The sequence below is a fragment of the Pontibacter ruber genome (assembly GCF_023630205.1).
In the GTDB taxonomy this organism is placed as follows: Bacteria; Bacteroidota; Bacteroidia; order Cytophagales; family Hymenobacteraceae; genus Pontibacter; species Pontibacter ruber.
The window spans coordinates 197,703-224,528 of the sequence record NZ_JALPRR010000001.1 but is presented as its reverse complement, the minus strand read 5'-3'; the positions used below and the strand labels follow the sequence as shown (position 1 = coordinate 224,528).

The 26,826-nt window shown below is 49.8% G+C and carries 21 protein-coding genes; 12 read left to right on the top strand and 9 right to left on the bottom strand.

Annotated features, from left to right (window positions below; all coding sequences use genetic code 11):
- Positions 1-10: 10 nt before the first annotated feature.
- Together MJ611_RS00880 and MJ611_RS00875 are read right to left on the bottom strand one after the other, a co-directional pair.
- Positions 11-1,363, bottom strand: a complete 1,353-nt coding sequence (locus tag MJ611_RS00880) for a M16 family metallopeptidase (RefSeq protein ID WP_250427461.1) — start codon at positions 1,361-1,363, stop codon at positions 11-13.
- A 226-nt stretch (positions 1,364-1,589) separates the two neighbouring features.
- Positions 1,590-3,020: a dicarboxylate/amino acid:cation symporter gene (locus MJ611_RS00875; RefSeq protein WP_250427460.1), complete on the bottom strand. Its 1,431-nt coding sequence runs from the start codon at positions 3,018-3,020 to the stop codon at positions 1,590-1,592.
- Positions 3,021-3,338: 318 nt separating this feature from the next.
- Between MJ611_RS00875 and MJ611_RS00870 the strand changes: the two genes are divergently transcribed.
- The 4 genes from MJ611_RS00870 to MJ611_RS00855 all read left to right on the top strand — a co-directional run bounded on the left by MJ611_RS00870 (position 3,339) and on the right by MJ611_RS00855 (position 6,537).
- Positions 3,339-4,328: an enolase C-terminal domain-like protein gene (locus tag MJ611_RS00870; protein ID WP_250427459.1), complete on the top strand. Its 990-nt coding sequence runs from the start codon at positions 3,339-3,341 to the stop codon at positions 4,326-4,328.
- A 140-nt stretch (positions 4,329-4,468) separates the two neighbouring features.
- Positions 4,469-4,918, top strand: a complete 450-nt coding sequence (locus MJ611_RS00865; RefSeq protein WP_250427458.1) for a MarR family winged helix-turn-helix transcriptional regulator — start codon at positions 4,469-4,471, stop codon at positions 4,916-4,918.
- Positions 4,919-4,965: 47 nt separating this feature from the next.
- Positions 4,966-5,622: a YceI family protein gene (locus MJ611_RS00860; RefSeq protein WP_250427457.1), complete on the top strand. Its 657-nt coding sequence runs from the start codon at positions 4,966-4,968 to the stop codon at positions 5,620-5,622.
- A gap of 138 nt (positions 5,623-5,760) precedes the next feature.
- Positions 5,761-6,537, top strand: a complete 777-nt coding sequence (locus tag MJ611_RS00855) for a DUF6503 family protein (RefSeq protein ID WP_250427456.1) — start codon at positions 5,761-5,763, stop codon at positions 6,535-6,537.
- Between the two features lie 53 nt (positions 6,538-6,590).
- Here MJ611_RS00855 and MJ611_RS00850 read toward each other — a convergent pair whose 3' ends face one another.
- Together MJ611_RS00850 and MJ611_RS00845 are read right to left on the bottom strand one after the other, a co-directional pair.
- Complete coding sequence (locus tag MJ611_RS00850; protein WP_250427455.1) at positions 6,591-7,133, bottom strand: hypothetical protein; 543 nt, start codon at positions 7,131-7,133, stop codon at positions 6,591-6,593.
- Positions 7,134-7,277: 144 nt separating this feature from the next.
- On the bottom strand, positions 7,278-9,446 hold the full coding sequence (locus MJ611_RS00845) for a S9 family peptidase (RefSeq protein WP_250427454.1): 2,169 nt from the start codon (positions 9,444-9,446) through the stop codon (positions 7,278-7,280).
- 287 nt (positions 9,447-9,733) lie between these two features.
- Here MJ611_RS00845 and MJ611_RS00840 point away from each other — a divergent pair, with 287 nt between their 5' ends.
- The 6 genes from MJ611_RS00840 to MJ611_RS00815 all read left to right on the top strand — a co-directional run bounded on the left by MJ611_RS00840 (position 9,734) and on the right by MJ611_RS00815 (position 15,539).
- On the top strand, positions 9,734-10,015 hold the full coding sequence (locus MJ611_RS00840; RefSeq protein ID WP_250427453.1) for an ATP-dependent Clp protease adaptor ClpS: 282 nt from the start codon (positions 9,734-9,736) through the stop codon (positions 10,013-10,015).
- Between the two features lie 15 nt (positions 10,016-10,030).
- On the top strand, positions 10,031-10,639 hold the full coding sequence (recR, locus tag MJ611_RS00835; protein WP_250427452.1) for a recombination mediator RecR: 609 nt from the start codon (positions 10,031-10,033) through the stop codon (positions 10,637-10,639).
- A gap of 229 nt (positions 10,640-10,868) precedes the next feature.
- Positions 10,869-12,083 (top strand): pyridoxal phosphate-dependent aminotransferase, encoded by a 1,215-nt coding sequence (locus tag MJ611_RS00830; protein ID WP_250427451.1) that lies wholly within the window; start codon positions 10,869-10,871, stop codon positions 12,081-12,083.
- The gene (locus tag MJ611_RS00825; RefSeq protein ID WP_250427450.1) at positions 12,083-13,102 is read left to right on the top strand and encodes a bifunctional heptose 7-phosphate kinase/heptose 1-phosphate adenyltransferase; all 1,020 of its coding nucleotides are present in this window, start codon (positions 12,083-12,085) and stop codon (positions 13,100-13,102) included. Before MJ611_RS00830 ends, MJ611_RS00825 begins: the two co-directional genes overlap by 1 nt.
- Positions 13,083-13,700: a potassium transporter TrkG gene (locus MJ611_RS00820; RefSeq protein WP_250427449.1), complete on the top strand. Its 618-nt coding sequence runs from the start codon at positions 13,083-13,085 to the stop codon at positions 13,698-13,700. Before MJ611_RS00825 ends, MJ611_RS00820 begins: the two co-directional genes overlap by 20 nt.
- A 39-nt stretch (positions 13,701-13,739) precedes the next feature.
- Entirely contained in the window at positions 13,740-15,539 is a 1,800-nt protein-coding gene (locus tag MJ611_RS00815) for a TrkH family potassium uptake protein (protein WP_250427448.1), read from the top strand.
- Between the two features lie 152 nt (positions 15,540-15,691).
- Here MJ611_RS00815 and hemE read toward each other — a convergent pair whose 3' ends face one another.
- Both hemE and MJ611_RS00805 read right to left on the bottom strand, forming a co-directional pair.
- A complete protein-coding gene (gene hemE, locus MJ611_RS00810; protein WP_250427447.1) occupies positions 15,692-16,732 on the bottom strand; it encodes a uroporphyrinogen decarboxylase in 1,041 nt (346 codons plus the stop codon).
- A 124-nt stretch (positions 16,733-16,856) separates the two neighbouring features.
- Positions 16,857-17,480: a MarC family NAAT transporter gene (locus MJ611_RS00805; RefSeq protein ID WP_250427446.1), complete on the bottom strand. Its 624-nt coding sequence runs from the start codon at positions 17,478-17,480 to the stop codon at positions 16,857-16,859.
- Between the two features lie 451 nt (positions 17,481-17,931).
- Between MJ611_RS00805 and MJ611_RS00800 the strand changes: the two genes are divergently transcribed.
- Together MJ611_RS00800 and purE are read left to right on the top strand one after the other, a co-directional pair.
- Positions 17,932-19,062 carry a 5-(carboxyamino)imidazole ribonucleotide synthase gene (locus tag MJ611_RS00800; protein ID WP_250427445.1) on the top strand — a complete coding sequence of 377 codons (1,131 nt, stop codon included), beginning with the start codon at positions 17,932-17,934 and terminating at the stop codon, positions 19,060-19,062.
- A gap of 2 nt (positions 19,063-19,064) precedes the next feature.
- The gene (purE, locus tag MJ611_RS00795; RefSeq protein WP_250427444.1) at positions 19,065-19,592 is read left to right on the top strand and encodes a 5-(carboxyamino)imidazole ribonucleotide mutase; all 528 of its coding nucleotides are present in this window, start codon (positions 19,065-19,067) and stop codon (positions 19,590-19,592) included.
- A 55-nt stretch (positions 19,593-19,647) separates the two neighbouring features.
- Here purE and MJ611_RS00790 read toward each other — a convergent pair whose 3' ends face one another.
- From MJ611_RS00790 to MJ611_RS00780, 3 genes are all read right to left on the bottom strand, one after another.
- Positions 19,648-20,814: a helix-turn-helix domain-containing protein gene (locus tag MJ611_RS00790; protein WP_250427443.1), complete on the bottom strand. Its 1,167-nt coding sequence runs from the start codon at positions 20,812-20,814 to the stop codon at positions 19,648-19,650.
- Between the two features lie 136 nt (positions 20,815-20,950).
- A complete protein-coding gene (dnaK, locus tag MJ611_RS00785) occupies positions 20,951-22,882 on the bottom strand; it encodes a molecular chaperone DnaK (protein WP_250427442.1) in 1,932 nt (643 codons plus the stop codon).
- An 896-nt stretch (positions 22,883-23,778) separates the two neighbouring features.
- Complete coding sequence (locus MJ611_RS00780; RefSeq protein ID WP_250427441.1) at positions 23,779-26,508, bottom strand: S8/S53 family peptidase; 2,730 nt, start codon at positions 26,506-26,508, stop codon at positions 23,779-23,781.
- Positions 26,509-26,826 lie beyond the last annotated feature (318 nt).

Below are 26,826 nucleotides of genomic sequence, written 5' to 3'. Positions count from 1 at the left end.
TTACAAACCCTTATTTAACCGGAGAGGTGTTGCCTGGCCCAATGGTGCCGATGGTTAAGGTCTGGTTCACAAAGTATTTCTTCGCCACATCCATCAGGTCTTTGGCCGTGATGCTGTCGTACAAGCTGTAGGTGTTGTTCAGCGACTCCGGGTTGCCGGTAAGCCAAATAAAGCGGGACAGGGAGTTTGCGATGGCGTCGGGGCTGTCCATGCTCATGGCAAAGCTATACTTGATGCGCGACTTCGTTTCCGCTATCTTTTTATCGTCGATCGGTTGGGTCTTGGCCTCGTTCAGCACGCGCGTGATCTCATCTTTTACATACTGCATGTCTTCTGCCTTCACCACGGAGGCAGCAATCGAGATCAGGTTCGGGTCGCGGGAAAACTGCGGGCCGCCGCCGATGAAGCGGGCTTTCTGCTCATCTACAACCAGTTTGCGGTACAGGTCGGAGTTTTCTGAGAACAAAATGGTGGTGAGTATGCTGAGGGCCGGAAGCTCCTTGCTCCTGTCGTTGAAGGCAGGGCCTTTGTAATTCAGGCTAAGGTAGGGCGGAAAGCCGGCCTGTTTCACGTGGGCATACCGTGTCTGGAACTGCCGGGGCTCTGTCGGGATCTCAGGCTTGTAATTGCCGCGTTTCCAGGTGCCGAAATATTGCTGCGCCAGCTGGTTCACGCGCTCCGGTGTTACATCGCCAACGACGATGATGGTAGAATATTCCGGACGGTAAAAACGGTCGAAGAACTCCAGGGAATAATCGTATTGGTTGGGCATGTCTACCACGTCTTCAAAGAAGCCCATGGTCGTGTGCGCGTACGTGTGTTTGGTAAAGGCGGTGCTCACCACTTTCTCATACAATTGCTGGTAAGGGCTGGCCGAGTTCTTGGTGTACTCGCCTTTCACAGCGCCGGCTTCGGTCTTGAACTCGTGTACCGGGTACTTCAGGTTCTGGAAACGATCAGCTTCTATCTCGAACATCTTCTCCAGCATGTTGGAGTTGCCCGTCATGTGGTACAGGGTGCGGTCGATGGACGTGTTGGCGTTGGCGGCAGCGCCCATTTCCTGCATGATGTTGTTGTAGGCGTCTGCTGAGTACTTATCGGTGCCCCGGAACATCATGTGCTCGAAAAAGTGTGCAAACCCGGTTTTGCCTTTCTCCACCTCCTCGCGGGAGCCTGCCCTTACCACAATGTAGAAAGCAGCCAGACCGGGGCTGTTGTAAGGAACCGTCACCACGTTCAGCCCATTGGGCAGCTTTTTCTGGTGAATAGGGTAGGGCAGGATTTTGTTACTTTGGCTGCTCTGTGCCATTGCCGCAGAAAAAGCAAAGGCGAAAAGCAGCAGCGCTACAAGTTTTTTTCTCATGATCATCAATGGGTTTAACAGGACACGCACGCCTATGCTCCGGAGCGTGCTGCCTAAAGATAGCCAATTTTATACTTTGTGTTTGCTTAAACAGCTCTCAGGCATATGCAACATAAATACGTTCAGCTGCTTTTCCGGCTGAGACAGGTATAAAAGCGAAGCGGGAGTATGGCATTGGCTGCCATACTCCCGCTTCAAAGTATACAATGAATTACTGCTTGTTCAGCTATACATAGGTTTCTTTCTTTTCCGGCAGGCCGCTTTCCAGTTCCGGGTTAGTAGATTCTACCAGGCCCACTTCCGGCTCCGGGTTAAACTCTCCTTCCCAACGGGCTACCACAGCGGTTGCCAAGCAGTTACCGGTCACGTTTACCGAGGTACGGGCCATGTCCATCAGCTCATCTATACCCAGGATAGCGAAGATCGGCCATACCGGCAGGTTGAAGGATGCTACCGTTCCCAAAAGTATAACCAGTGATGCTCTTGGTACACCGGCCACGCCTTTGCTTGTCAGCATCAGCGTGAACACCATCAGCAACTGCTGTCCCCAGGTTAGGTCAATGCCTGCAGCCTGCGCCACAAAAACAGAAGCCAGCGACAAGTATAGGGTGGTGCCGTCGAGGTTAAAGCTATAGCCGGTTGGCATAACAAAGGCTACTATACGGCGCGGAACGCCCAGCTTTTCCATTTCTTCCATGGCGCGTGGCAAGGCAGCCTCCGAGCTGGTAGTGGCAAACGCAATAGAAACCGGCCCGGAAATAGCTTTCAGGAAGCGTTTAACCGGTACACGAGCGATCAGGGCTACCGGCAGCAGCACCACTAATAAAAATACAAGCAGCGCAATATACAGCGTGGCCAGTAGCTGGAACAGGTTCACCAGGATACCAAAGCCCATGTGGCCGGTCGTATAGGCAATCGCAGCGCCTACACCAACCGGTGCAAAGTACATGATGATGTTGGTGAACTTGAACATCGTTTCGGAGAGGCTTTCGCAAAAGTCGAGCATCGGCTTACGCTTTTTCTCTGTTACCATGGCCAGGCCAATGGCAAACAGTACGCTGAACACCACGATCTGCAGTACCTGGCCTTCCGCAATGGATTTGGCAATGTTTTCCGGGAACACGTGCAGGATGATATCCGAAGCGGTCTGCTTGGCAGGCGCCTGAATTTCTTCTGTTTCTGCAATGCCCTGCATGTTAATGCCTTCACCGGCTTTGGTGATGTTGATGGCAGCCAGACCAATGAAAAGGGCCAGCGTTGTTACGATCTCAAAGTATAAAATGGCCTTCCAGCCCATGCTGCCCACCTGTTTCAGGTTAGAGTGGCCAGCAATCCCTACTACCAGCGTAGCAAAAATAAGTGGGGCAATGATCGTCTTGATCAGTTTGAGGAAGACCTTGCTGAGCACGTTCAGGTTGGTGGCAAACTGCGGGAAGTCATACCCGATCTCGGCACCCACCACCATACTGATCAGGATCCAGGTGGTAAGGGAACGCTTCTGAATGCCATAAAGCAGCAAAACGCCAATACCGGCCCAACGTACAGCCATTAGCACTTCGGCAGGTAGCGCAATGATGTTGTACTGCTGTAAAACTGTTAAAATAGCTGCCAGGGTTATGGTAATTAGCGTGGCGAGCGGGATAAAAGGTTTCTTCATAAGAACTAGGGTAATGTCTGTTTGCCCGAAGGTCTGCTGCGTATTGTGTGATCGTTAAAGCTGAAGCCCAAGGCAACCACCGGTGTGCGCCCTGAGTAGGCATTCCTTAATAAATATTTAACAAATATAGTTGGTTATCGCACATCTGCAATAAAGGCGGGCGCTTAAAAACGGAACTTAGCAGAATACCGGGTCCGTATGTTGCTGAATAACAGTGCCAGATTAATGGAAGATCGCAGCCGCAGGCTATAGGTTATTTGCGTTAAAAAGCACAACTTATACCCGCATACACGCAAACCGCATCTACTCTTACAAGCTATGTTAAACTGGCGTATCGAAGCCCTGCACCTTAAACTGAAGTATCCGTTGCAGGCAGGCAGCAGCGCAGGCAGCGAAAAAACAAACTTTCTGCTGCAGGTAACCGATGGCACCTACAGCGGCTTCGGTGAAGCCGCACCCTGTATCCGGTTCGGAGAGACAAACGAGCTTTTGCTGCAGCAATACCAGGTGCTCCTGATGGCAGGTTTGCCCTCCATAACGTCAATGGAAGATTTGCTGCAGTTGCTGCTCGAGCATACGCCCGTTAATTCCCTGCGCTTTGCCATTGAATCGGCATACCTGCACTTTTTCTGCCAGCATAAAGGGATTGCCATCCACCAGTTGCTCGGGCAGTCGCCGCCCAAACCGCATGCCACCTGCTATACACTTCCTTTTCTGGAGCCCGGAAGTATCAAAGACTTCATCCGGGTAAACAACCTGAACCGTTTCCGAAGCCTGAAGGTGAACGTGAGCCCGGGGCTGGCCGAAGAACTGGTAAGAGAAGTGATGCTGGCCAGCAGCCGGCCACTCGTGCTCGACGGTAACGAAAGCTGGCACGACCCCGAAGAACTGCTGCACTTCCTGGAGTGGCTTGACCCCAAACAGGTGCTGTTTGTAGAGCAGCCCATGCCTGCTTCCAGTGTAGTAGCTTATGCACACCTCAAAGGCAACAGCCCTGTTCCTTTGGTAGCCGATGAATCCATAATTGATGAAGCCGACTTTGAATTGCTGCGGGAGCAGTTCCATGGCGTGAACATCAAACTGATGAAGGCAGGCGGTTACGTAAATACGGTACGATTATTGGCGGAAGCCCGAAAGCACGGGATGATGACCATGCTCGGGTGCACGACCGAAACAACGCTGGGGATATGGTCTGGTATGCAGCTGTGCCATGCGTTTGATTTTACCAGCCTGGATGGTTTCCTGCTGCTGGAAGACGAGCCTTTTAAACTGGTGCGGGAAGAAAACGGAATCCTGTACCTGAAATAATATCTGCCTAAGCGCCATTTCGCTTGCCTGCTGAAATAATTTTATACTTCAGGAAACAATTTTAAAAAATTTCTGTTAATGTGTTTGTACATTAAATGTATGTACATATATTTGCAGTGGAATTGAATTACTCAAAAGGAATGAAAATAGAAGACGAGATCAAACAGGGTACTTTTAAAAACCCGTACCAGAAGGCCTACATCAACCTGGTGTATACTTCCGGTTGGCTGCAGCAGCAGCAAAGTGTGCTCTTCAAGCCTTTTGGTATAACCCTGCCGCAGTTTAATATCCTGCGCATTCTGCGGGGGCAATATCCGAAGCCTGCTACAATCAGCCTCCTGATCGAGCGCATGCTGGATAAAACGTCCAACGCTTCGCGCATCGTCGATAAGCTGGAGGCCAAAGGGCTGGTAACGCGCAAGCAGTGCCCCGAAGACAGACGCACCGTTGATGTGCTGATCACGGAGCAGGGACTGGAACTGCTGGCAAAGATGGATAACCAGGAGGGGGGTACCGGTACTGGCATCACAAACCTGACAGAAGAGGAGGCGCAGGAACTAAGCCGCCTGCTCGACAAGATCAGAGACTAAGAATTTATACTTGTAAACTATAACCTACTATAATCAACCAATTTAAGATGAAGAAGACTGCTATTTTAGCTTCCCTTGCTGCAGCGCTGATGTTTACAGCCTATGCCGGCAACACACCAAAATCTACTACTGCCGTTGCTACTGAGGTAAGTGCACCTGCTAAAGGCCGTGCCTACAACGTGGAAGTAGCAAAAAGCGATGTGAAGTGGCATGCCAAAAAAGTTACCGGCGAGCACATGGGCAACATCGCTCTGAAAAGCGGCCAGATGACAATTGACAAGAATAAAGTGACTGGCGGTACTTTCGTGATCGACATGAACTCCATTACCTGCACCGACATCAAAGACGCTGAGTACAACGGCAAACTGATCGGTCACCTGAAGTCTGACGATTTCTTCAGTGTTGAAAAGCACCCGACTGCTACTTTCCAGATCACGAGCGTAACTCCGATCGCAAAAGCTGCTGCAGGCAAGCCTAACTACAACGTAAAAGGCAACCTGACCATCAAAGGCATCACCAACCCAATCGAATTCCCGGCTACTATCGCTGTTAAAGGTGGCGTTGCTACTGCTAAAGCCGATGTAACTGTAAACCGTGCCAAGTATGACGTGCGCTATGGTTCAAACAGCTTCTTCGATGGCCTGGGCGACAAAGCGATCTACGACGATTTCACTATCTCGCTGAACGTTTCTGCCAAGCAATAAGCAAAGCATAAAGTCAGTATCATTAAGTTTCGATTTCCGCTCCGCTCCTGCACCCAGGGCCGGAGCGGTTTTCGTTTCAGGGTATCGGAAATTGTGCCGGTATACTTACCTTTAGAGCATTGATCAACCAAGCAAACCATGAACCGCTTTTTATCACTCTTAAAAACGAAATTATACGTTGCCGTAAGTATGGCCCTGCTGCTTTTTGCCTCTGGCTGTGAGCCGGAGCAGCCGGACGCTCAGCAGATCATAGACCAGGCCATTGCGGCACATGGCGGCGAGAAGTATAACAAGGGGGTGATCACGTTCCGGCTGCGCGACCGACAGTACCGCGTGCTGCGCGATGGCGGCGCTTATGTATACAGCCGTACCTTCCAGGACTCCACCGGCCAGCGCGTGCACGATGTGCTGCGCAACAGCGGCTTTTCTAGAACCATAAACGACGCAGCAGCTGAGGTGACCGACGAAAAGAAACAAGCCTACAGCAACTCGATCAACTCGGTTGTATACTTTGCCCTGCTGCCGTATGCCCTGAACGATGCGGCTGTGCGCAAACAGTACCTCGGAGAAGCAACTGTAAAAGGCCAGCCGTACCATAAAATTAAAGTGACCTTTGCGCAGGAAGGCGGCGGACAGGATTATCAGGATGAGTACGTGTATTGGTTCCACCAGCAAAACCATACCATGGATTACCTGGCCTATTCTTTCAAAGAAGATGGCGGCGGCACCCGTTTCCGGGAAGCGGTAAACCCACGCACCGTAGGCGGCATCCGCTTCCAGGACTACATCAACTATACTACCAAAGAGCAGGCACCGCTGGAGCGCTACGATGAACTGTTCGAAGCCGGAAAGCTGGAGAAAATTTCAGATATCAACCTAGAGGAGATACAGGTATCAAAGCTGCCAACTATGTAATTTTGAAGAAGTGAATATTCAGTTATGCACTCATTCACTCATTCAAAATTCAACTATTCCACCACAAACTCCCGTGGCAGCTCCACCGGCAGCGGCTTGTTGCGGCTGCGGATCTGCTCCAGGAAATCGTCGAGCTGGTCTTTGTACTCCATATGATAATCCTCGTGCAGGTTCTTGCGAATGAGCTGCATGGTTCGCAGCAGCAGGCGGGCCGTGGAAGTATAAAATACCTTGTAGTAGCTGTCGAACTGGCCGGTATAGTTGTCGAAGATGAGGTGCAGCAGGTACAGGTGCAGGTCTACCTCCAGCTTCGGGTCTTTGGTGATGCGCTTGAAGCGGGCAATTTCCTTGGCCGCCTTGCGCAGTGATTTTGCCAGCGCCTTGCTCAGCGTACGGCCACTGGCGTTGATCATGAGCGCGTGAATGGTGTCAGTGCTCCGGTCGTATACTTCCTCCAGGCTTGTTTCTTCCAGCTCGTAGCTTAACAGGTCGTAGAGTTCTGCATCGCGGCGTACGGCTTTCAGAATGATCGCTTCTTTTTCTTTCTCGCTTAGTCGTTGTACAGCCTTTTTGAAGGCGGCAGATGGAGCAGGCATCGGGTAAAGTATAAAATAACAAAGTATAAATCTGTCGCAAAGGTACGCATTTCAGGGTTTTATCTAAATCCGGGGCAACCGTAATGATAGAGCTTGCCCAGGCTGCAATAAAAAAGGCGCTGAGAGTATCAGCGCCTTTTTCTGTTATTGTTGCGGGGTTGCCTTCAGGTTCTCGTCGAAATACTGCGTGATCTTGCGCATCAGGTGCACCCGGTCTTTGCCGCGCACGTTGTGTGGGTGGCCCGGGTAAACAAAGTAATCGAGCAGCACGCCTTCGTCCACGGCTTTTTTCAGGAAGGCCAGGCTGTGCTGCCACACCACCACGTCATCCACAGTACCGTGTATCATCAGCAGTTTCCCTTTCAGGTTTGGTACAAAGTTGAGCAGGTTGGCATTTTTGTAGCCTTCCGTGTTCTGCTCCGGCGAGTCCATGTAGCGCTCGGTGTACATGATCTCATAGTAGTTCCAGTCGATCACCGGGCCGCCGGCTACCGCCACTTTAAACGTCTCCGGCGATTTCAGCATGATGGTAGTGGTCATAAAACCGCCATAGCTCCAGCCGTGTATGCCCATGCGGGATTCATCCACATAAGGCAGCGACGACAGGTACTTTACACCTTGTAGCTGGTCGGCCATCTCCACAGTGCCCATCTGACGGAAGGTCGCTTGTTCGAAAGCAAGGCCTCGGCCCGAAGAGCCGCGCGAGTCCATCGAGAACACAATGTAGCCTTTCTGCGCCATCAGGTGCATCCACAGGTTGGCGCCCGACAGCCAGTTGTTGGTGATCAGCTGCAGGTGCGGGCCACCGTAGAGGTACACCACCACCGGGTATTTCTTGTTCTTATCGAAGTTCGGCGGCGTGATCATGCGGGTATACAGCTCGGTGCCGTCGTCTGCTTTGATCGAGCTTACCGTGGTCTCGCCTAAGGTATACTCAGCCAGAGGGTTTTTAGCAGTCAGCAGCGTCTGGCGTACTTTGCCTTCGTTGCTCAGCACTACAATTTTGCGCGGGGTAGCAGGGTTGCTGTAGTTATCGAGCAGGTACTTGCCATCAGTGCTGAGGGTAGCAGCATGCACGCCTTTGTCCTGCGACAGGCGCTTTGCTCTGGCGTTAGCCAGCGATACTTTGTAAATATGGCGCTCCAGCGGGCTTTCGGCAGTTGAAGTAAAGTATAACTCTTTGCCATCTTTGCTGAAGCCGTGTATATCAGTTACCATCCAGTTGCCTTTGGTAAGAGGGTGGATGAGTTTGCCGTTGGTGTCGTACAAGTAAAGATGGTCAAAGCCGGTGCGCTCGCTGATCCACACAAACTGGTTTGACTTTCCGGGTACAAAGTATAAACCGTGCTCCGGCTCCACATACTTCTCGTGCTTCTCTTCAAACAGGGTCTTTACAAACTCGCCGGTCGCCGCATTGTACTGGTTCAGCTTCATGTGGTTCTGGTCGCGGTTTACGATGGCTACATAAATGTGCTTTTCGTCCGGACTCCAGGTAATGTTGGTCAGGTACTGTTCGGCTGGCTCGCCTGTTTTCAGGTAAGTCGTTTTTTTAGAGTTGAGGTTGTACACACCTACCGTTACATGGTGGCTTTTGCCGCCGGCCATCGGATATTTAATATTGTTCACCTGAGCCGGAAGCGGAGCGATATCGACCAGCGGGTAGTCGGTGACCATGGTCTGGTCCATGCGGTAGAACGCCAGGTTGTTGCCACTTGGCGACCAGAACGTGCCTTTGCTGATGCCGAACTCGGAGCGGTGAGCTGCCTGCCCGTTCACAATAGCTTCGTTGGCCTCGCTGGTAACAGCCACATCCGCAGCACCCGTGGTGGATACGAACAGGTTATTGCCTTTGGTGTAGGCCACGCGCTGCTTTGTAGGGTCAAGCTCTACGTTCTGGGCTTCCACCGCGTAGGAGGCCACTTGTTTTGCTTTTCCTGAGTTCAGGTCGTAGCGGTACACGTTGTTCTGCAGATTCACTACAAAGATGTTGCCTGACACCCACTCGATCACCGGAAAGCTTTTAACAGGCTGGGCTCCGGCGGCCTCCAGGGCACTGCTCAGTTTGTCCAGTGTCAGGAGGGTAGTTTGTTTGCTACTGGTAGCCTTGCCGCGCACCAGGTCGTTATCTTTAACAAAAGTATACTCATCGGTTCCGGCCACCCAGGTAAGCTGTCGCAGGTTTTCAGGCTGAAGGGCCGGGTTAATAACGGCATCCTCCATGGACAACAGTTTGCCCTGCGCCTGCAACTGCAGGGAAGCCAGCACCAACAGCGCAAACAAGGTCAGCCTTCTGGCTTGGTAGTATAGGTTCATATTATTGGGTAAGAAGTGGTTGTTAAACAAAGTATAAGATCGAACCGCAGCAAGAACGGGAGCGGTATGCGTCCGGGGCAAAAATAAAGCCTTTAAGTGAGATAAACTGAGAAATGATCAATTTGTCTGTTTCAGCCTTACCTCATTTTATGTGCTCTCCAGGGAATCTAGCAAGTGTAAGTTTTGTTTTAAATTATACTTTTCAGAGGGCCGGACAGAGCAGAGAATCAGCGGTTATACTTCCGGATTTCCTTCATTAAGTCCGCTAATTTTAGTAATTTTGTGCTATGAATATTGGAACAGAAATTCTACATCAGGAAGATATTGCCGTACTGGAAGAGTCTACAGATCTGCGAAACCTGGTCGTTTACAACGACGATGTAAACACCTTCGACCACGTGATCGAAACGCTGATCAAAGTATGCCGCCATACAGCAGAACAGGCAGAGCAATGCACGCTGCTGATTCATTATAAAGGAAAATGCACGGTGAAAGTGGGAGCTTACGAGGAGTTGGAGGGCATGTGTACCGCCCTGCACGACCGCTCGCTTTCCGCCAACATCGAGTAAGCAAAGGGAGGTTGAATGAATTTTCCATCGAAACTGATTGAAAATGCCGTGGAGGAGCTGGCCAAGCTGCCCGGCGTAGGGAGAAAGACTGCCCTGCGACTGGCGCTGCACCTGCTCAAAGCGGAGTCAGAAGATACGTTCTTGCTGGCGGAGGCGCTTGTGAAAATGCGCACCGAAGTAAAGAACTGCAAGCAGTGCCATAACATTTCCGATACCGACATCTGCAGCATCTGCGCCAACCCGCTGCGCGACCGCAGCCTGCTGTGCGTGGTAAGCGATACCCGCGATGTGATCGCCATCGAGAACACGGCGCAGTACAAAGGCCTGTACCATGTACTGGGTGGGGTAATCTCGCCGATCGAGGGAATTGGTCCGTCGGACCTGCACATCGATTCGCTGCTGGAGCGCCTGCCGAACTCGGAGGTGAAAGAAGTGGTGCTGGCCATCAGCCCGACCATGGAAGGCGATACCACCGCCTTTTACCTGACACGCAAGCTCCGCGACCACAACCTGCGCATTACCACCATTGCCCGTGGTGTGCCGGTAGGAGGGGAGCTGGAATATACCGATGAGATCACACTAGGCCGAAGCATTGTAGACCGCACTTCCTACGGAAGAAGCTAGTTTATACTTTGTTCAAGCATTTAAAAGGACACGCAGCCATGCGTGTCCTTTTTTGTTTCGCTGTATGCTGTATGCCTGCCAAAGCTGATTTATACTTTTATACTTTTTAATTCCGTGGCTTCTTCCCAATTTAGCCCGTAAAACAGCACTTTCCAGAGAGGGGTTTCAGTCACACTGGTGGCAAGTCTGTTATAGAATAAGTAACTTTGGCGGTTAAACGACAAACCACATGCACGAGACAGAAGAGGTGAGCAATATATTATCAGACAGGATCTCTGCTCTATCAGAGTCCCAGACGATAGCAATGGCAAAGAAAGCCCGTGAGCTGGCAGCACAGGGGCACGATGTGATAAATCTAAGCTTTGGCGAACCTGACTTTCAGACGCCCCAGTACATAAAGGATGCCGCTAAAAAAGCCATCGACGAGGGTTTTACATTTTATACCCCGGTAGCCGGTTACCCGGAACTGCGGCAGGCCATCGCCGACAAGTTCAAGCGCGACAATAACCTGGACTATAAGCCCGAAAACATCGTGGTTTCCACCGGTGCCAAACAGTCTATTGCCAATGCCATACTTTGCCTGGTGAACCCCGGAGACGAGGTGATCATTTTCTCGCCTTACTGGGTGTCGTACGAAGAGATCGTGAAGCTGGCAGAAGGGGTGTCGGTACCGTTGATGGGCCGCCTGGAAAACGAGTACAAGGTAACGCCGGAGCAACTGGAGAACGCCATCACGAGCAACACAAAAGTGGTGATGTACTCTTCGCCCTGCAACCCGACCGGTTCTGTGTTCGATGAGGAAGAACTGCTTGCCCTTGCCCGGGTGCTGCAGAAACATCCGCAGGTTTACGTGATAGCCGACGAAATTTACGAGTACATCAACTTCGAAGGCAGGCACGCCAGCATGGCCGGCTTCGACTTTATCAAAGATCGCGTGATCACGATAAATGGCTTCTCGAAAGGATATGCCATGACAGGCTGGCGCGTGGGCTACCTGGCAGCCCACAAAGACATTGCTGCTGCCTGCGATAAAATGCAGAGCCAGATCACATCCGGTACCAATTCTATTGCCCAGAAGGCGGCTTTTGCTGCTTTGCAGGGAGGCAAAGCATCGGCAGAAGAAATGCGCGAGGCTTACCGCCGCCGCCGTAACCTGGTGCTGGACCTGATGAACGATATTCCCGGATTTAAAACTTATGTGCCAGCCGGTGCCTTTTACATTTTCCCGGATGTGAGTTACTACTTCGGCAAGAGCTACAATGGCAAAACTATCAACACGGCCCTTGACCTGAGCATGTTCCTGCTGACCGATGCGTTTGTGGCCTTGGTAAGCGGCGAAGCATTCGGTGCACCGCAATGCATCCGTTTCTCTTTCGCCACCTCCGACGAGAAGTTGGCAGAGGCATTACGCCGCATCAAAACCAGCCTGGCAAAGCTTCAATAATGAATCAGATTACAAGTATAGAAGATATCTTTTCGGCCTTTAACCGGCTGACCGTGCTTATTGTGGGCGATGTGATGATCGACTCCTATTTGTGGGGCAAGACAACGCGCATTTCGCCGGAGGCACCGGTGCCCATTGTAAACGTGGTGAAGCGTGAAAAGCGCCTGGGCGGGGCTGCCAACGTGGCCCTGAACGTGCAGGCGCTGGGGGCCACACCGCTGCTGTGCTCTGTGGTAGGCCAGGACAAGGACGGAGGCGACTTTCTGCGCCTGATGGAGGAGAAGGAGCTGTCTACGGAAGGCATTGTGCAAAGCCCGGAGCGGGTAACCACCATCAAGCACCGCATTATTGCCGGGGCACAGCAACTGCTGCGCGTTGACTCGGAGATAGAAACCAACCTGACCGACTACGAAGAAAAATATTTAGAAGAGCGCTTTGTGCAGTTGCTGGAGCGTGCCGATGTGGTTGTGTTTGAGGACTATGACAAAGGCGTTTTCTCTGAGAAAAACATCCAGCGCTTCATAGAGCTGGCAGCAGCGCGCAACATCCCGACTGTGGTAGACCCGAAGAAAAAGAACTTCCTGAGCTATGTGGGCTGCACACTCTTCAAACCAAACCTGAAAGAGCTGAAAGAAGGCCTGAAGCTGGACTTTGCAGACGAAAACCTGCAGGCTTTTGAAGAAGCGGTAGAGGAACTGCAGCATCGGCTGCAAACAGGCCAGATACTTGTTACCTTATCAGAGCGGGGTGTTTTTGTAGCTGAAAATAGCGTAAGAACCTACATTGCTGCGCACCGCCGTTCTATTTCCGACGTGTCTGGTGCCGGCGACACGGTAATAAGTATAGCTGCGCTTTGCCTTGCCCTCAATACTTCTATGCCTTTCCTGGCCGGGCTCAGCAACCTGGGCGGCGGCCTGGTATGCGAGCAGGTGGGGGTTGTGCCCGTAAACAGGGAGCGGCTTTTCGAAGAGGCACAGCACATCCGGCTGTACGAAACACATGAACACAGAATCGCTTAACAGGTTTCTGTATGGTAGTAAGCTGCTGGCCTATGCCATTATGCGGCGTACTAGCTATGTGCTCACGATCGTATCGGTAGCATTGCTCCTGTATGCGCACGGCATGGTACAGTACCCTGTCAGGATTCAGACGGTTTTTCATGTTATCAATGGTATACTGGGCGTATTTGTGCTCATTTACCTGCTGCGGATACTTTATACTTTCGAAAGAGTAAAGTTTCTGAGGCGCACCTGGTTCGAAGGCCTTCTGATGGCGATCATCTTCGGGGGCATCGGTTTCCCTGCCATACTTGATGTGCTCTCGCCAAATGCCATGCGCCAGCGTATGGCTGCTCTATGGAGAAACTGGAAGTTGCTGACTCGGGTAACGGTGTATACTTCGGCAGCTTTGCTGGCTTTCGGTACGGTCATGTTCTATTTTAACACGCTCTCGCATCTGAACTTTGGAAAGGCTCTGATCACAGCCTTCTTTCAATCAACCACAACCCGGTCTGCGGGCTTCCATACAGTAGATATTTCGGATGTTTCGGCGCCTGCTCTGCTTATCTGCAAGGGAGGCCTCAGGGCAATGCAGTCATTACAGATAAAAACAGGTTGAACTGATCAGTAACTGAATAACCGGTAATCCTTATACTTTATGAACACAGAAACACTGAACAGGGCACTCTACGGTACAAAGCTGACGGCTTACGCCATTATGAGGCGTACTACGTACCTGCTTACGGTGCTTTCGGTAGGCCTGCTGGTTTATGCCCATGGCGTGGTGGAGGACCCTAAGAAACTACAGTTGCTCTTCTATATCATCGATGGCATCCTGGCGGTATTCGTGTTTATTTATCTGCTGCGAATTCTTTACAATTTCGAAAGAGTAAAGTTTCTGAGGCGCACCTGGTTTGAGGGAGTGCTGATGGCGATCATTCTCATAAACCAGGTTGGCACTTACTTATTGGGTATTCCGGTGGTGTATAATGTGTTCGGCAGCATCGGTATCGCGCTCTCGGTGGATCTGTACCGGGTACTGGTGTCGCTGTACATGTTGGTGCTGCTCATCATCGAGCTGCTGGAAACCAAAGTACACCAGAAAACCATCCAGCTGAAACCTGGCGTTACCTTTATCCTGAGCTTTGTGCTTCTTATACTGGTAGGGGCAGGGCTTTTCATGCTGCCCAAGATGACCAATGCACCGGAAGGCATGCGGCTGATCGATGCTGTTTTTATGGCAACCAGTGCAGCCTGCGTTACAGGCTTATCTGTTGTTGATCCGGGCACCTACTTTACCTTTGGCGGACAGATAGTTTTATTATCCCTAATCCAGCTAGGTGGTTTAGGCATTTTAACATTTGCTACCTTCTTTGCAACGCTGATGCGTCAGGGTGTGGCCCTGAGGCAGCACGTAGCCATGCAACAGATACTGGAGGCCGAAACCCTATACACTACAAAAGGTCTGCTGCGAAAGTTAATCTACCTAACATTCCTGATCGAAGGCATCGGGGCGGTTTTTGTGTTCTTTACCTGGGGGCCTGAGGTGAAGTTTGCAGATATGGGCAGCAAGATCTTTTATTCATTGTTTCATGCAATATCTGCTTTTTGCAATGCGGGGTTTTCGCTCTACCCGGAGGGACTTTATACCGTACCGGTACGTTTTTCTTACCTGTTGCACCTTGTGGTCGCAGGGCTGATCATTTTTGGCGGTATTGGTTTTCCTACCATCCTGGATGTGTTTTCACCCAAGGCCATGCGCATGCGTATGGAGGCGCCCTGGAGAAACTGGAAATTGCTGACGCGTGTAACCATCTATACTTCGGCAGCATTGATCGCGTTGGGTACGGTTGGGTTCTTCCTGTTGGAATACTCAAATACCCTGGCACACCTTAATTTTGCTGAGGCACTTATCACCGCTTTCTTTCAGTCCGTTACAACCCGTACCGCCGGTTTTAACACGGTGGATATTTCAGCATTGTCGGTGCCGACATTGCTTATGTTCCTGTTTCTGATGTTTATCGGGGCCTCACCCGGTTCTACAGGCGGCGGTATCAAAACCACTACCTTTGTTGTGATCCTGCTGGCTGTGATAACCACGATCCGGAACAAGCGCTACATGGAGATTGGTCGCCGTACTATATCCCACGCAGCAGCTTACAAAGCTTTTTCGGTGTTTGCATTTGCCGCATTGATTAATATGCTTTTTATCTTCATGCTTTCTATCTCAGATTCGGAATATGGCCTGATCCAGCTGGCAGTGGAACAAGTGTCGGCGTTTGCTACAGTGGGTCTGAGCACTGGCATTACAGCGGGCATATCCGACTTTGGTAAGTCTATCCTTGTCCTGTCGATGTACCTGGGCAGGGTAGGTACCCTCACACTGGCGCTGGCGCTAAGTACCCGTCCGCCTTCCACCGATTACAAATACCCGGAAACACCGATTGTGGTGGGATAACTTTTACAGTTATCAGTAAGCAGTTAACAGTAAGTAGTGATCAATTAGCAGTAATCGGTTTTGATTAAGTATAAACAAGAAAGCCGGCCCCTTGGGGCCGGCTTTCTTGTTTTATTTGGTACAGTAAAGTATAAACTGCTTACTGCTTACTGTTAACTGTTCACTGTAAAGCTGTATTCTTTTACCGTTTGTACAAAGCATTTTACTTTTTCAGGGTCTGTGTCCGGGTACACGCCGTGGCCGAGGTTGGCAATGTGGCGCTGCGGACCGAATTCCTTCAGCATTTTAATAGTTTCGTGCTGGATGGTATCGAACGAGCTGTAGAGCAGGCATGGGTCCATGTTGCCTTGCAGCGTTTTGTTCGGGCCAACCTGTGCTCTGGATTTGCTGATCTCCATGTTCCAGTCCAGGCCGATGGTTTCGCAGTTCAGATTGGCGAAATCTTCCAGGGCAAAGAAAGCGCCTTTGGCAAACACCGTTACCGGTACATTACGGATAGCGTTGCATATCTCGCTGATGTATGGCAGGGAGAACTCGTGGTAGTGCGCCGGAGAAAGTATACCTGCCCAGGAATCGAATACCTGGATAAGGTTGGCACCTGCCTCTACCTGCGCTTTCAGGTAAGCGATGGTGGTGTCGGTGATCATGCGGAGCAACTGGTGCGCCAGCTGCGGGTTGGTATACAACATACCGCGCGCATGCGAAAACGTTTTAGAGCCGCTTCCTTCCACCATGTAAGCAAGTATGGTCCAGGGAGCACCGGCAAAACCGATCAGCGGCACACGTCCGTTTAAGGCTTTTTTGGTGATCTTAATGGCGTCGAGCACATAGTGCAGGTGTTCGTGCGGGTCAGCTACGCGCAGGTTTTTCAGGTCTTCTTCGGTGCGTACGGTCTTTGGGAACCATGGGCCACGTTTCTCCACCATCTCGTAAGTACAACCCATCGCTTCCGGCACCACCAGGATGTCCGAGAAAATGATGGCTGCGTCTACATCCAGAATATCAACCGGTTGTATGGTTACTTCAGCAGCAAGTTCCGGTGTTTCCACCAGTTCTTTAAAACCGCTCAGGCTTTCGCGTACAGCTCTGTATTCAGGTAAAATGCGTCCCGCCTGGCGCATCAGCCACACCGGGGTGCGTTCGGTAACTTCGCCTTTGGCGGCTCTTAAAAGCAGATCGTTCTTCAGTTGCATGGCGCAAAGATACGTTAAAATGCCAATTGTCAGAAGATGATTGTTATCATCAAACTTCAGGGTGTGTTTACTTGATAAAGGAGAGAGGGGTTTGGGAGTGTAAAAGTATAACGTACCAAATATCCTACTGCTCCGAAAAAAACAACGCTGAAATAGCCGACACGATAAAGTTAACGCCGATCGAAAGCACAATGAAACCCATGATACGGGACAGTGCAGACAAACCGGCCTTGCCCATGAAACCGGTAAGCTGGTGCGAGAAGCGCAGGATGATGTAAGATAAAACAGCAAGCAAAATAATGCCGATCAGGATAAGCACCATGTCGAGGTAAGACAGGGTGGTGGTAAACAAACCGATACTTACGGCAATGGCACCTGGGCCGGAAAGCATCGGCATGGCCAGCGGCGTGAACGAAATATCTTCTTTGTGTTGGGCTTCCTCTACCACATCCGGTGATACTTTCTTTTTGCTTCCGCCGGGTGTCAGCAGGTCAAAACCAGCTTTCATGATCATGAGGCCGCCGGCAATACGCAGGTCGTGTATGCGGATGCCGAAGAAGTTGAGCACGTACTGCCCGGCCAGGAAAAACACGGCAAGTATACCCACCATGTATAAACAAGCTTTAAGGGCCTGCTGGTTACGTTGAGCGGGGGTGTCGTACTGCGTTAGCGTCAGGAACACGGGCATGGCTCCGAAAGGGTTAACAACAGAGAAAAGGGCAGAAAGCGTGGCAAGTATAATTTCCATGGGCAATGCGTACGAAGGCGACCCCTCGTAAGGTTTAAAAAAGTATAGTTTTCAATATATAGTTTATCTGCAGCAATTGCAACGCTTCAACGGAAGCAGGTGCCGGAAAGTATGGTTGCACCGGAGGAAATGCCAAGTATAATCATCCTCTTTTATGAAGGATACGTTTCTGCTTGCGTTGGCTAAATGGTTGCAGATTAGCCAACTGTCATTCTGTAAGAAACCTGATAGAAGGGAGTTTAAGCTGTTACTACTGGCGGGGGTAGGGGCCCTCTTTTAACAAGATCCCCCGAATCAAGTTCGGGATTTTCAACTTTCAGGATGACAAAAAGGCTAGGCTAGTGCCGTTCTCATACTTTATCTTTATCTGGTGCTGCCTTTTGCTTTTTTACTTTCGTCTAAAAACTTAATGCGTAATTTTGGGAAGAACATTACCCTTAGCGATCATACTATGAAAGGAGAAGTAAAGCTCGGCATACTGGGCGGCGGTCAGCTGGGCCGTATGCTGATTCAGGCCGGACTCGATTTTAATATTTATACTCTGGTGCTGGACCCGGACGAGAATGCGCCCTGCAAAGACGTGTGCAACGAGTTTTACGTGGGCAGCTTCCGCGATTTCGACACCGTGTACGAGTTTGGCAAGAACTGCGACATCCTCACCATCGAGATAGAGCACGTAAACGCCGACGCCCTCGAAAAGCTCGAGCAGGAGGGGGTGAAAGTATACCCTGATGCCAAAACCGTACGCACCATCCAAGACAAAGGGCTGCAGAAGGAGTTTTACAAGAAGCACTCCATACCTACCGCTGATTTCCGAATCTTGAAAGATGCTGAGGAACTGGCAGCTAATACCGATTTCCTGCCAGCTTTCCAGAAGCTGCGTCGCGAGGGCTATGACGGCCGCGGTGTTACCAGGTTGCAGAGTGATTCAGATATAAGTAAAGGATTTACGGAACCATCGGTGCTGGAGAAGCTGGTGGATTTTGAGAAAGAGATTTCCGTGATCGTAGCCCGCAATGCCAGCGGACAGGTAATGGCCTTCCCGGTAGTGGAGCTGAGCTTCCATCCGGAGCATAACCTCGTGGATTTGCTTTTCGCCCCGGCCAATGTGGCGTACAAACTACAGCGCCACGCTATTGAAATTGCTACCCGCGTGATCGAGTCCTTCAACATGGTAGGCATACTTGCCGTGGAAATGTTCCTGACCCGCGACGGGCAGATCCTGGTAAACGAAGTAGCGCCACGTCCGCACAACAGCGGCCACCACACCATCAAGGCGAATTATACTTCGCAGTACGAGCAGCACCTGCGCGCCATACTTGACCTGCCGTTGGGCTCAACTGAAATACAAAGCGCAGCCGTAATGCTGAACCTGCTGGGCGAGCCCGGCTACGACGGAGAAGCCAAGTACGAAGGCCTGCAGGAAGCCCTGGCCGTTCCGGGCGTATACATCCATTTGTACGGTAAAAAGTATACCCGGCCAGCGCGCAAGATGGGGCACATTACCGTATTAGGGCAAAGTATAGAAGAGGCACAGCAGCGTGCCGAACAGATCAGAAACGTAATCAAAGTAAAAGCATAAGTATGGCCAACGAAACCACAACCACACAGCCCTTGGTAGGCATCATCATGGGCAGCCAGTCTGACCTGAGAGTGATGAACGCCGCTTCCGAGATTCTGGAGACCTTAGGGGTACCTTATGAGCTGACCATCGTATCGGCGCACCGCACGCCGCACCGCATGTTCGAGTATGCCGAGAACGCCCGCAAGCGCGGCCTGAAGGTGATCATAGCAGGAGCCGGTGGCGCAGCGCATTTGCCCGGTATGGTGGCTTCGCTTACCACGCTGCCTGTTATCGGGGTGCCTGTTAAATCTTCTAACTCCATCGATGGCTGGGATTCGGTACTGTCCATACTTCAGATGCCGGGTGGCATACCGGTAGCAACTGTTGCCTTAGACGGAGCGCTGAACGCAGGTATACTTGCCGCTGAGATTGTCAGCACGTTTAACGCTGCGGTGGCCGACAAACTGGACAAGTATAAAATCAGCCTGAAAGATAAAGTAATGCGCTCGGTAGAGGAGCTGAAAAGAGGGGATAGGGATCTAGATTAAGGTATCTCTGAATTTTAAAAAAGGCCGCAGCGGACAAAGATTGCTGTGGCCTTTTTTAATTTTTCTGAAGATCAACAGCCTCTATCATTTTATATAGGAAATGAAACTCTTGATTATTGTGAAGAACATTTATCTCGTTCAAAGTTCGTAATTGCAATAGTTTATTAGAAGCACTTACTCGTTTGAGCATAGGGACAATATTATCTAGATATCTATTATAAAAGTTTTTAATATCTTCTAATTGGTTTGGTATTTTATATCCAGATTTTCCTTTTATACTCGTGATAATAATACCTTGATCTCTTAAGTAGCTAATATGTTGTCTAATTTGTTCTTTCGAGATATCTATTGAAAACCTGTTTAATCGTTCTACTAATTCATGAGTTTCTACCAATTTATTAGGTGATACTTTAAAGATTTGGAGCAAATAACTAAGGATTTCATATGCCTCAAGATTTTGTCGGTTCGAAAAGTTATTTAAAAAGGCAGTAGTCTCATCAACAGCGATAGAAGCAATTTTAGAGTCTAAGTCCTTATCTGGCTGTGATGAAGAGATGTAGTTATAGCTCTGGTAAGGAAAATGAATTACATTTAGTTTGTCAGATATGAGATCTAGCAATTCATTGGATCTTACGTGGGAATGACTGGCACAATATATTTTACCTACACATCCAGAAATGAAATCTGCTAATTGAAGTAAGGGCTCTTCAGTTTTGTCGTCTGCTAATTGATAATACCTGTCCTGCTCAAATAAATTTCTCTGAACTAAATTCTCGTTAATATAATTAGTCAAACTTATTCTAAACTCAGGATAACCAATATTATCCGCATAGATATGGAACTTCTTAAAGGCTTTCGTGAAATTTCCTAAAAGAAGGTTTTGGAAATATTTATAAAAGCTTTCTTTGATTTTTAGCCCATCGCTATTTATCTGTTTTTTATCTACAACTAATGAAAGAACTAAAAAATCTAATTCTCTTAATTCTTTAAGAATATTAAGTCTTTTGTTGAAGCCCGCTTCGTTGTTTTTGATTCTACTCGACTTTATAATGCCAGATTGAAAATAAATGGTTGCTATTTTCTCTCTTATCTTTCTTGCTGCATTAATGTTCTCACCTTTAATTGCAAGTGCACTATAAATGAAATGTGAAGTGTTACCTTGTTTTTCAACATCTAAATGATTGGTGCCAAATTCATCAACAAAGACATAAACTTCTTCCATATTAGGCTTATTATAAGTTTAATTAAATTTAGAAGATTTAAATATAATTATAATTAATAGAAATTATTGGGATTGTTTAAAACAAAAAAGCCCCCGCTGAAACCAGCGGGGGCTTTTATATAATTGCGTTATTATATTACTTGTTACCGTCTACTTCTTCGTAGTCTACATCGGTTACGCCACCATCAGCAGGTGCGCCTTGCGGGCCACCCTGCGGACCGCCAGCATGGCCGTTGCCACCCGCTTCAGCGCCCGGAGCACCCTGTGCAGCATACATCTCCTGAGAGGCAGCCTGCCATGCGTTGTTCAGGTTCTCGATAGCGCGGTCGATACCAGCAATGTCTTTTGAACCGTGAGCAGTTCTAAGCTCGCCCAGCGCATTCTCGATGTTCGACTTATTGCCAGCAGATAGCTTATCGCCATACTCTTTCAACTGTTTCTCGGTCTGGAAGATCATAGAGTCAGCTGCGTTCAGCTTCTCGATCTCTTCCTTCGCTCGCTTATCAGATTCAGCGTTGGCTTCAGCTTCCTTACGCATACGCTCGATTTCCTGCTCTGTCAAGCCAGAAGAAGCCTCAATACGGATCTTCTGCTCTTTGCCAGTAGCCTTATCTTTAGCGGTTACGTGCAGGATACCGTTGGCATCGATGTCGAAAATAACTTCGATCTGCGGAACACCACGTGGAGCTGGTGGAATACCATCCAGGTGGAATCTACCAATGGTACGGTTGTCGCGGGCCATCGGGCGCTCGCCCTGCAGTACGTGGATCTCCACAGACGGCTGGTTATCAGAAGCAGTAGAGAAAGTCTCAGACTTCTTCGTAGGAATGGTTGTGTTAGACTCGATCAGTTTGGTCATCACACCACCCATTGTTTCGATACCCAGTGAAAGCGGCGTTACATCCAGTAGAAGTACGTCTTTTACTTCACCTGTCAGTACACCACCTTGGATCGCAGCACCAATCGCTACTACCTCATCCGGGTTCACACCTTTAGAAGGCTTCTTGCCGAAGAATTTCTCCACTTCTTCCTGCACTCTCGGGATACGGGTAGAACCACCTACCAGGATCACCTCGTCGATGTCAGAAGTTGAAAGACCGGCATCCTGGAGTGCTTTCTTGCACGGATCCATAGAGCGGCGGATCAGGTCGTCTGTTAACTGCTCGAACTTGGCGCGAGAAAGTTTGCGCACTAAGTGTTTCGGAATACCATTTACCGGCATGATGTAAGGCAGGTTGATCTCTGTCTCGTTAGAAGAAGAAAGCTCAATCTTTGCCTTTTCAGCAGCTTCTTTCAGACGCTGCAATGCCATTGGGTCTTTGCGCAGGTCGATGTTCTCGTCTTTGATAAACTCTTCTGCCAGCCAGTTAATGATCTTCTGGTCGAAGTCATCACCACCTAGGTGTGTGTCACCGTTGGTAGATAGTACCTCGAATACGCCATCACCCAGCTCAAGTATAGAGATATCGAATGTACCACCACCTAAGTCAAATACTGCGATCTTCTGATCTTTATGCTTTTTGTCCAGGCCATAAGCAAGTGCTGCTGCTGTAGGCTCGTTGATGATACGCTTCACATCAAGACCAGCAATCTGGCCGGCTTCTTTCGTAGCCTGACGCTGTGCGTCGTTGAAGTAAGCCGGTACAGTGATAACCGCTTCTGTTACAGTTGTGCCCAAATAGTCTTCAGCAGTAGCCTTCATTTTCTGAAGTACCATCGCCGAGATTTCCTGCGGTGTATACTGACGGTCGCCAATTTCTACACGTACGGTGTTGTTACCACCCTGGATCACTTTGTAAGATACCTGCTTCGACTCTTCGCTTACCTCATTATAGCTGTGGCCCATGAAGCGCTTGATAGAAGCAATGGTGTTGTGAGGGTTTGTGATCGCCTGACGTTTGGCCGGATCACCCACTTTACGCTCACCGTTTCCGTTATCCAGGAAAGCAACGATAGACGGAGTTGTGCGGCGGCCTTCGCTGTTAGGAATAACCACTGGCTCGTTACCTTCCATTACGGCAACGCAGGAGTTGGTTGTACCTAAGTCAATACCAATTATTTTTCCCATTCTATAGTTTTATTTATAGTTTCAATTCCAATTTTTAACCGTTGACTCTACTATAACAAGCCTTGTGCCAAGCGCTGAACGGTTAGTTTTCTATGTCATTCTGTCACGCCTGCGTGCTATACTTTATATTTTGTCCGGTTCAATCGAAAACTTCTGCGCCAGACACGACATATTTTCAACAAGCACGTTCTGTGTTTTACTGCAGCAGCAGCGGAGGGTTACGTAAGTGAGAAGCAAAGCCTGTTGCATTATCAGAGTTATACATCTTTTATAGCTGATGTTTATACTTATGGCAAGCAAGCCTTTGCTATCGTTGCTTCCTGTATACCTAAGTCCTACTTATCTATAGTTTCATTTTATACTTTGGTGCGCTCACGGCCGCGGGGCCTCGTCCTCGGGTTGAGCGCTGGGAGCTTTTCCTTTGCTCCTGCGTCGCAATGTTGCTCACGCAACACCGGAAAAACTCGCATAGGCGCCCAACCCAAGGACTGCTGTTGACACTGCTTAGCTGGCGGCTATGCAACTGGATCCCATTGTAGGGACAGGTCGCGACCTGTCCGTGCTATAGCTGCAGCTATGAAACTCATACTTTGAAAGTATAGCAACAACCAGATTCCCCTCCTTAGACAAGGGGGTTAGGGTTGGTTGGACCAGAGCAACTATAAAAGTATAACTCCAGCTACACCAAAGGCCAAATTCCCCTCTCGGGAGGAGTGCAGGGGTGGGTTTATACTTGCTGTATAAGATTTCTCACTATCGTTCGAAATGACAAGCGTGTGGCAAGTATAAATTCTCTTTCTGAGCAAAAGCATTTAGACCAGCAAGAGGTTACACCAAAAACAAAAAGGCCCTCCATGACAGAGGACCTTTTCAACGTATTTGGCTATTCGTTATACTTACCTGGCAATTACCAGTTTCTCAGTAGATGTTTTTCCATCTGCACTGATGCGGTAGAGATATGTGCCGCCTGGCAGACTACTGCCATCGAACTTGAGGCTGTGCTTGCCAGCGCTTTGGGGCTCTGCCACCAACGTCTGGATCTTCTTGCCCATCAGATCAAAAACTTCTACAGTTACATAACCATCTTTTGCAACGGCATAGCTGATTGTAGTAGTCTCCGAGAACGGGTTAGGATAGGAGAAGGTCTTTGTCCATTCCGGAGCCGCCGCTGTTGCAGCAGAGGTGCTGGAGGTAGAAGCAACCGGCTGTGCGTTCGAATTCCAGCTGGTGTGAGTGCGGGTAACGATCACAGCAAACTCGGCGCGGGTTACGTTCTGCAGCGGCTTGAACGTAGCTTCCAGTGTCGGGAACAGGTCCAGCGGACCCTGCTTTACAGTATAGTAAGCATTGATCAGTCCCATCTCCAGCGCCACACTTACGTAACCTTCCAGGCCAGCAGGTATATCAGCCGCATCTTTGATCGGAATATCTTTTCCATCAACGTTCACCGTTACTGCTTTGCCATTGCGCTCCAGCGCGAACTTCTGCAGACCAAGGCTTTGTACCAGGGAGTAGGATAAACTTGCCCTGCTCACGTTTCCGGTCGGGTTAAATTTGCCTGTTCCTGCTGCGGTCATCACGCCGTTATACTCGTGCAGTCTGTCTTTCAGCGCTGCACCCTTGGCCGTTACCGATTCTGCCAACAGTACTTCATTACCTTTGACATCGCCAAAAGTGATGGTGCCATTGGTAGGCATATATTGGCGTGCGCCTTGCCCCATCATTAAGTAATCAGCTAGCTGGATGCGCTTCAACATATCATCTGGTTTAAAGCCACCGCTCAAACCGTCCATCAGGCGGGCACTTACGGCCATGCGGATCGAAGCTTCTGCCGGGTGTCCAACTACATCTGTTAACCCGCTAGTGCCGGTTAAGCGCATAATGGTTAGTTTGCCGGAGATAGTTTCAGGTACGGCTACACCTTCCAGTCCCTCTGCTTTCAGCGTCCAGGTGCCGGGCTTTGGTGCGGCTACTGCTACACTGCGGTCCATGTACAGGGCAAATGCTACCGGTATGCCAGATCTGTATTCTGTACCGTCCGGACCTGTCAGGATCAGGTTGACAGGGTTGCCTGTTTCTGCCACACCAGCTGCAATGATCTTTGCCTCTATGCCTGTAGTACCTTCTGCCACCACAAAGGTCTTCTGGTTGTTGGCTGGCAGCAGCGGGTTGTAATCAATTGTGAAAGCTTCTGTATCTGTTGCTTTGTTGATGTTGCTATTGAAGCTTCTGGTCATGTTCAGGGTAGCGCCAAAGTTGGTGTTACGGAAAATATGATCGACGGCAGCATAGGCATTTACGTAACCGGCGCCTACTTCCCACGACTCGCGGTTAGGCATGTTGGTAGCTGTTTTCTGAAGTATGGCTTTTACCTGCGCCGGAGTCAGTGCCGGGTTAGCCTCCAGCATCAGGGCCACAATACCCGAGGTATGCGGGGTTGCCATAGAGGTGCCGCTCATGTGGGTATAGTAGGGCAGGTGCGCCGGGGCAAGGGTTTCGGCGTCCTGCTGCGCCGACAGTGAAGATACAGGGGCCAGCACTCTTGTCGACACAATGTCAACGCCCGGAGCGATCACGGTTGGTCTGTTTTCATAAGTCCAGGTTTCGCCGTCGATGGTAAAGGTGCCTTTTTCGTCTTTCACGCCTCTGGAGGAAAAATCTGCCAGCTGGCCATACTTGTCGCCCGCACCAATCGAGATTACCCATGGCGCGATGGCATACGGGTTGTGCGTATCGGAGCCCGGACCATCGTTGCCGGCCGCGAATACAGACACAATGCCACGGTCATAAGCTTTTTTGGAAGCAACGTTTACCGGGTTGGTCGGATCAAAATCGCCGCTGGTGCCCCAGGAGTTGGAGATCACACGGATGTTGTACTCATACTGGTGGGTAAGGGCATAGTCATATCCACCAATTGCATCAAGTATAAACAAGGCGGCACCTGAACCATAGCCGATCAGGTGGGCACCGGGCGCTACGCCTTCGTACAGACCACCAGATTTAGAGCCATTACCGCCTACGCTACCGGCGCAGTGTGTGCCGTGGCCGGAGTTGGTGTCGGTGTTCGGTACGTTCTCCACCCAGGTTACAGGCAGCATGGCATCCACGGCATTCAGGTTGGTAGAGCCCATCACGTTCTGCACCAGGTGCGTTCCGAGTTTAATGTCGTCGTGTGTGCCGTCCACACCACTGTCGTTGATCATCACACCCACGCCTTTGCCGGATACCGGAATACCCTTGTTGCGGGCGATCATTTCCTTGTCTGTGCGCAGCCTTCTTACACCTGTCAGGTGGGTGCCGTTGTAGTTGTAGTAGGTCAGCTTTTTGTTCAGGAACACAGATTTAACTTCAGGGCTTTTGGAGAGGGCGTCTACTTGTGCTGCCGTAGCGAGCACGCCAACGATCGGGAGGGATTTCAAGGCAATGCCTTTCGTGATGCCAAGGTTGTTCAGTACGTTAAGCTGTGTTGGAGTAGGAGCCCCGTCGCCGTTAAAGGTAACGATAACCTCTGCCGGGAGCGTGTTTGCCTGAAGCACCTGCAGCAGTTCCTTGTCGAGGGTTGCCTGTGCCAGCACGCTATTGACAAAAAGCAGCATAGCGGCCATGAAGTATAAAAGTTGTTTCATAAGGTGAGATGTGTTAAAGGTGTTACATAGACAAAGTGATCGTAATAGGTAAAAAGGGTGAAAACGATAATGGTAAAAGCGTTTCACAGAATTGTATAGGATACATTCTGTGAACAGATGAGTAAGAAAGTAGTATTGTAAGTTTTTGGTACTTTATGACTTTTACTTTAATGTGAATCGGGATGTTGCAGCATGTTATTGTTTGTTTTTACAGCGTTTAAACATTATTTGGAGGGTCTTTTGTTGAATTATTCCAAGGTAAACAAGTTCAATACAGAAGTTGCGTTTGAGTTAAAAGTATAATTATTCATATTTATA

Excerpts from the sequence above, each read along its gene's own strand:
- MJ611_RS00830 (WP_250427451.1), top strand. The coding sequence starts at position 10,869 with ATGCACGAGACAGAAGAGGTGAGCAATATATTATCAGACAGGATCTCT.
- MJ611_RS00875 (WP_250427460.1), bottom strand. The coding sequence starts at position 3,020 with ATGAAGAAACCTTTTATCCCGCTCGCCACGCTAATTACCATAACCCTG.
- purE (WP_250427444.1), top strand. The coding sequence starts at position 19,065 with ATGGCCAACGAAACCACAACCACACAGCCCTTGGTAGGCATCATCATG.
- dnaK (WP_250427442.1), bottom strand. The coding sequence starts at position 22,882 with ATGGGAAAAATAATTGGTATTGACTTAGGTACAACCAACTCCTGCGTT.
- MJ611_RS00815 (WP_250427448.1), top strand. The coding sequence starts at position 13,740 with ATGAACACAGAAACACTGAACAGGGCACTCTACGGTACAAAGCTGACG.
- MJ611_RS00800 (WP_250427445.1), top strand. The coding sequence starts at position 17,932 with ATGAAAGGAGAAGTAAAGCTCGGCATACTGGGCGGCGGTCAGCTGGGC.
- MJ611_RS00805 (WP_250427446.1), bottom strand. The coding sequence starts at position 17,480 with ATGGAAATTATACTTGCCACGCTTTCTGCCCTTTTCTCTGTTGTTAAC.
- hemE (WP_250427447.1), bottom strand. The coding sequence starts at position 16,732 with ATGCAACTGAAGAACGATCTGCTTTTAAGAGCCGCCAAAGGCGAAGTT.
- recR (WP_250427452.1), top strand. The coding sequence starts at position 10,031 with ATGAATTTTCCATCGAAACTGATTGAAAATGCCGTGGAGGAGCTGGCC.
- MJ611_RS00850 (WP_250427455.1), bottom strand. The coding sequence starts at position 7,133 with ATGCCTGCTCCATCTGCCGCCTTCAAAAAGGCTGTACAACGACTAAGC.
- MJ611_RS00820 (WP_250427449.1), top strand. The coding sequence starts at position 13,083 with ATGAACACAGAATCGCTTAACAGGTTTCTGTATGGTAGTAAGCTGCTG.
- MJ611_RS00860 (WP_250427457.1), top strand. The coding sequence starts at position 4,966 with ATGAAGAAGACTGCTATTTTAGCTTCCCTTGCTGCAGCGCTGATGTTT.
- MJ611_RS00790 (WP_250427443.1), bottom strand. The coding sequence starts at position 20,814 with ATGGAAGAAGTTTATGTCTTTGTTGATGAATTTGGCACCAATCATTTA.
- MJ611_RS00845 (WP_250427454.1), bottom strand. The coding sequence starts at position 9,446 with ATGAACCTATACTACCAAGCCAGAAGGCTGACCTTGTTTGCGCTGTTG.
- MJ611_RS00880 (WP_250427461.1), bottom strand. The coding sequence starts at position 1,363 with ATGAGAAAAAAACTTGTAGCGCTGCTGCTTTTCGCCTTTGCTTTTTCT.
- MJ611_RS00840 (WP_250427453.1), top strand. The coding sequence starts at position 9,734 with ATGAATATTGGAACAGAAATTCTACATCAGGAAGATATTGCCGTACTG.
- MJ611_RS00865 (WP_250427458.1), top strand. The coding sequence starts at position 4,469 with ATGAAAATAGAAGACGAGATCAAACAGGGTACTTTTAAAAACCCGTAC.
- MJ611_RS00780 (WP_250427441.1), bottom strand. The coding sequence starts at position 26,508 with ATGAAACAACTTTTATACTTCATGGCCGCTATGCTGCTTTTTGTCAAT.
- MJ611_RS00855 (WP_250427456.1), top strand. The coding sequence starts at position 5,761 with ATGAACCGCTTTTTATCACTCTTAAAAACGAAATTATACGTTGCCGTA.
- MJ611_RS00870 (WP_250427459.1), top strand. The coding sequence starts at position 3,339 with ATGTTAAACTGGCGTATCGAAGCCCTGCACCTTAAACTGAAGTATCCG.
- MJ611_RS00825 (WP_250427450.1), top strand. The coding sequence starts at position 12,083 with ATGAATCAGATTACAAGTATAGAAGATATCTTTTCGGCCTTTAACCGG.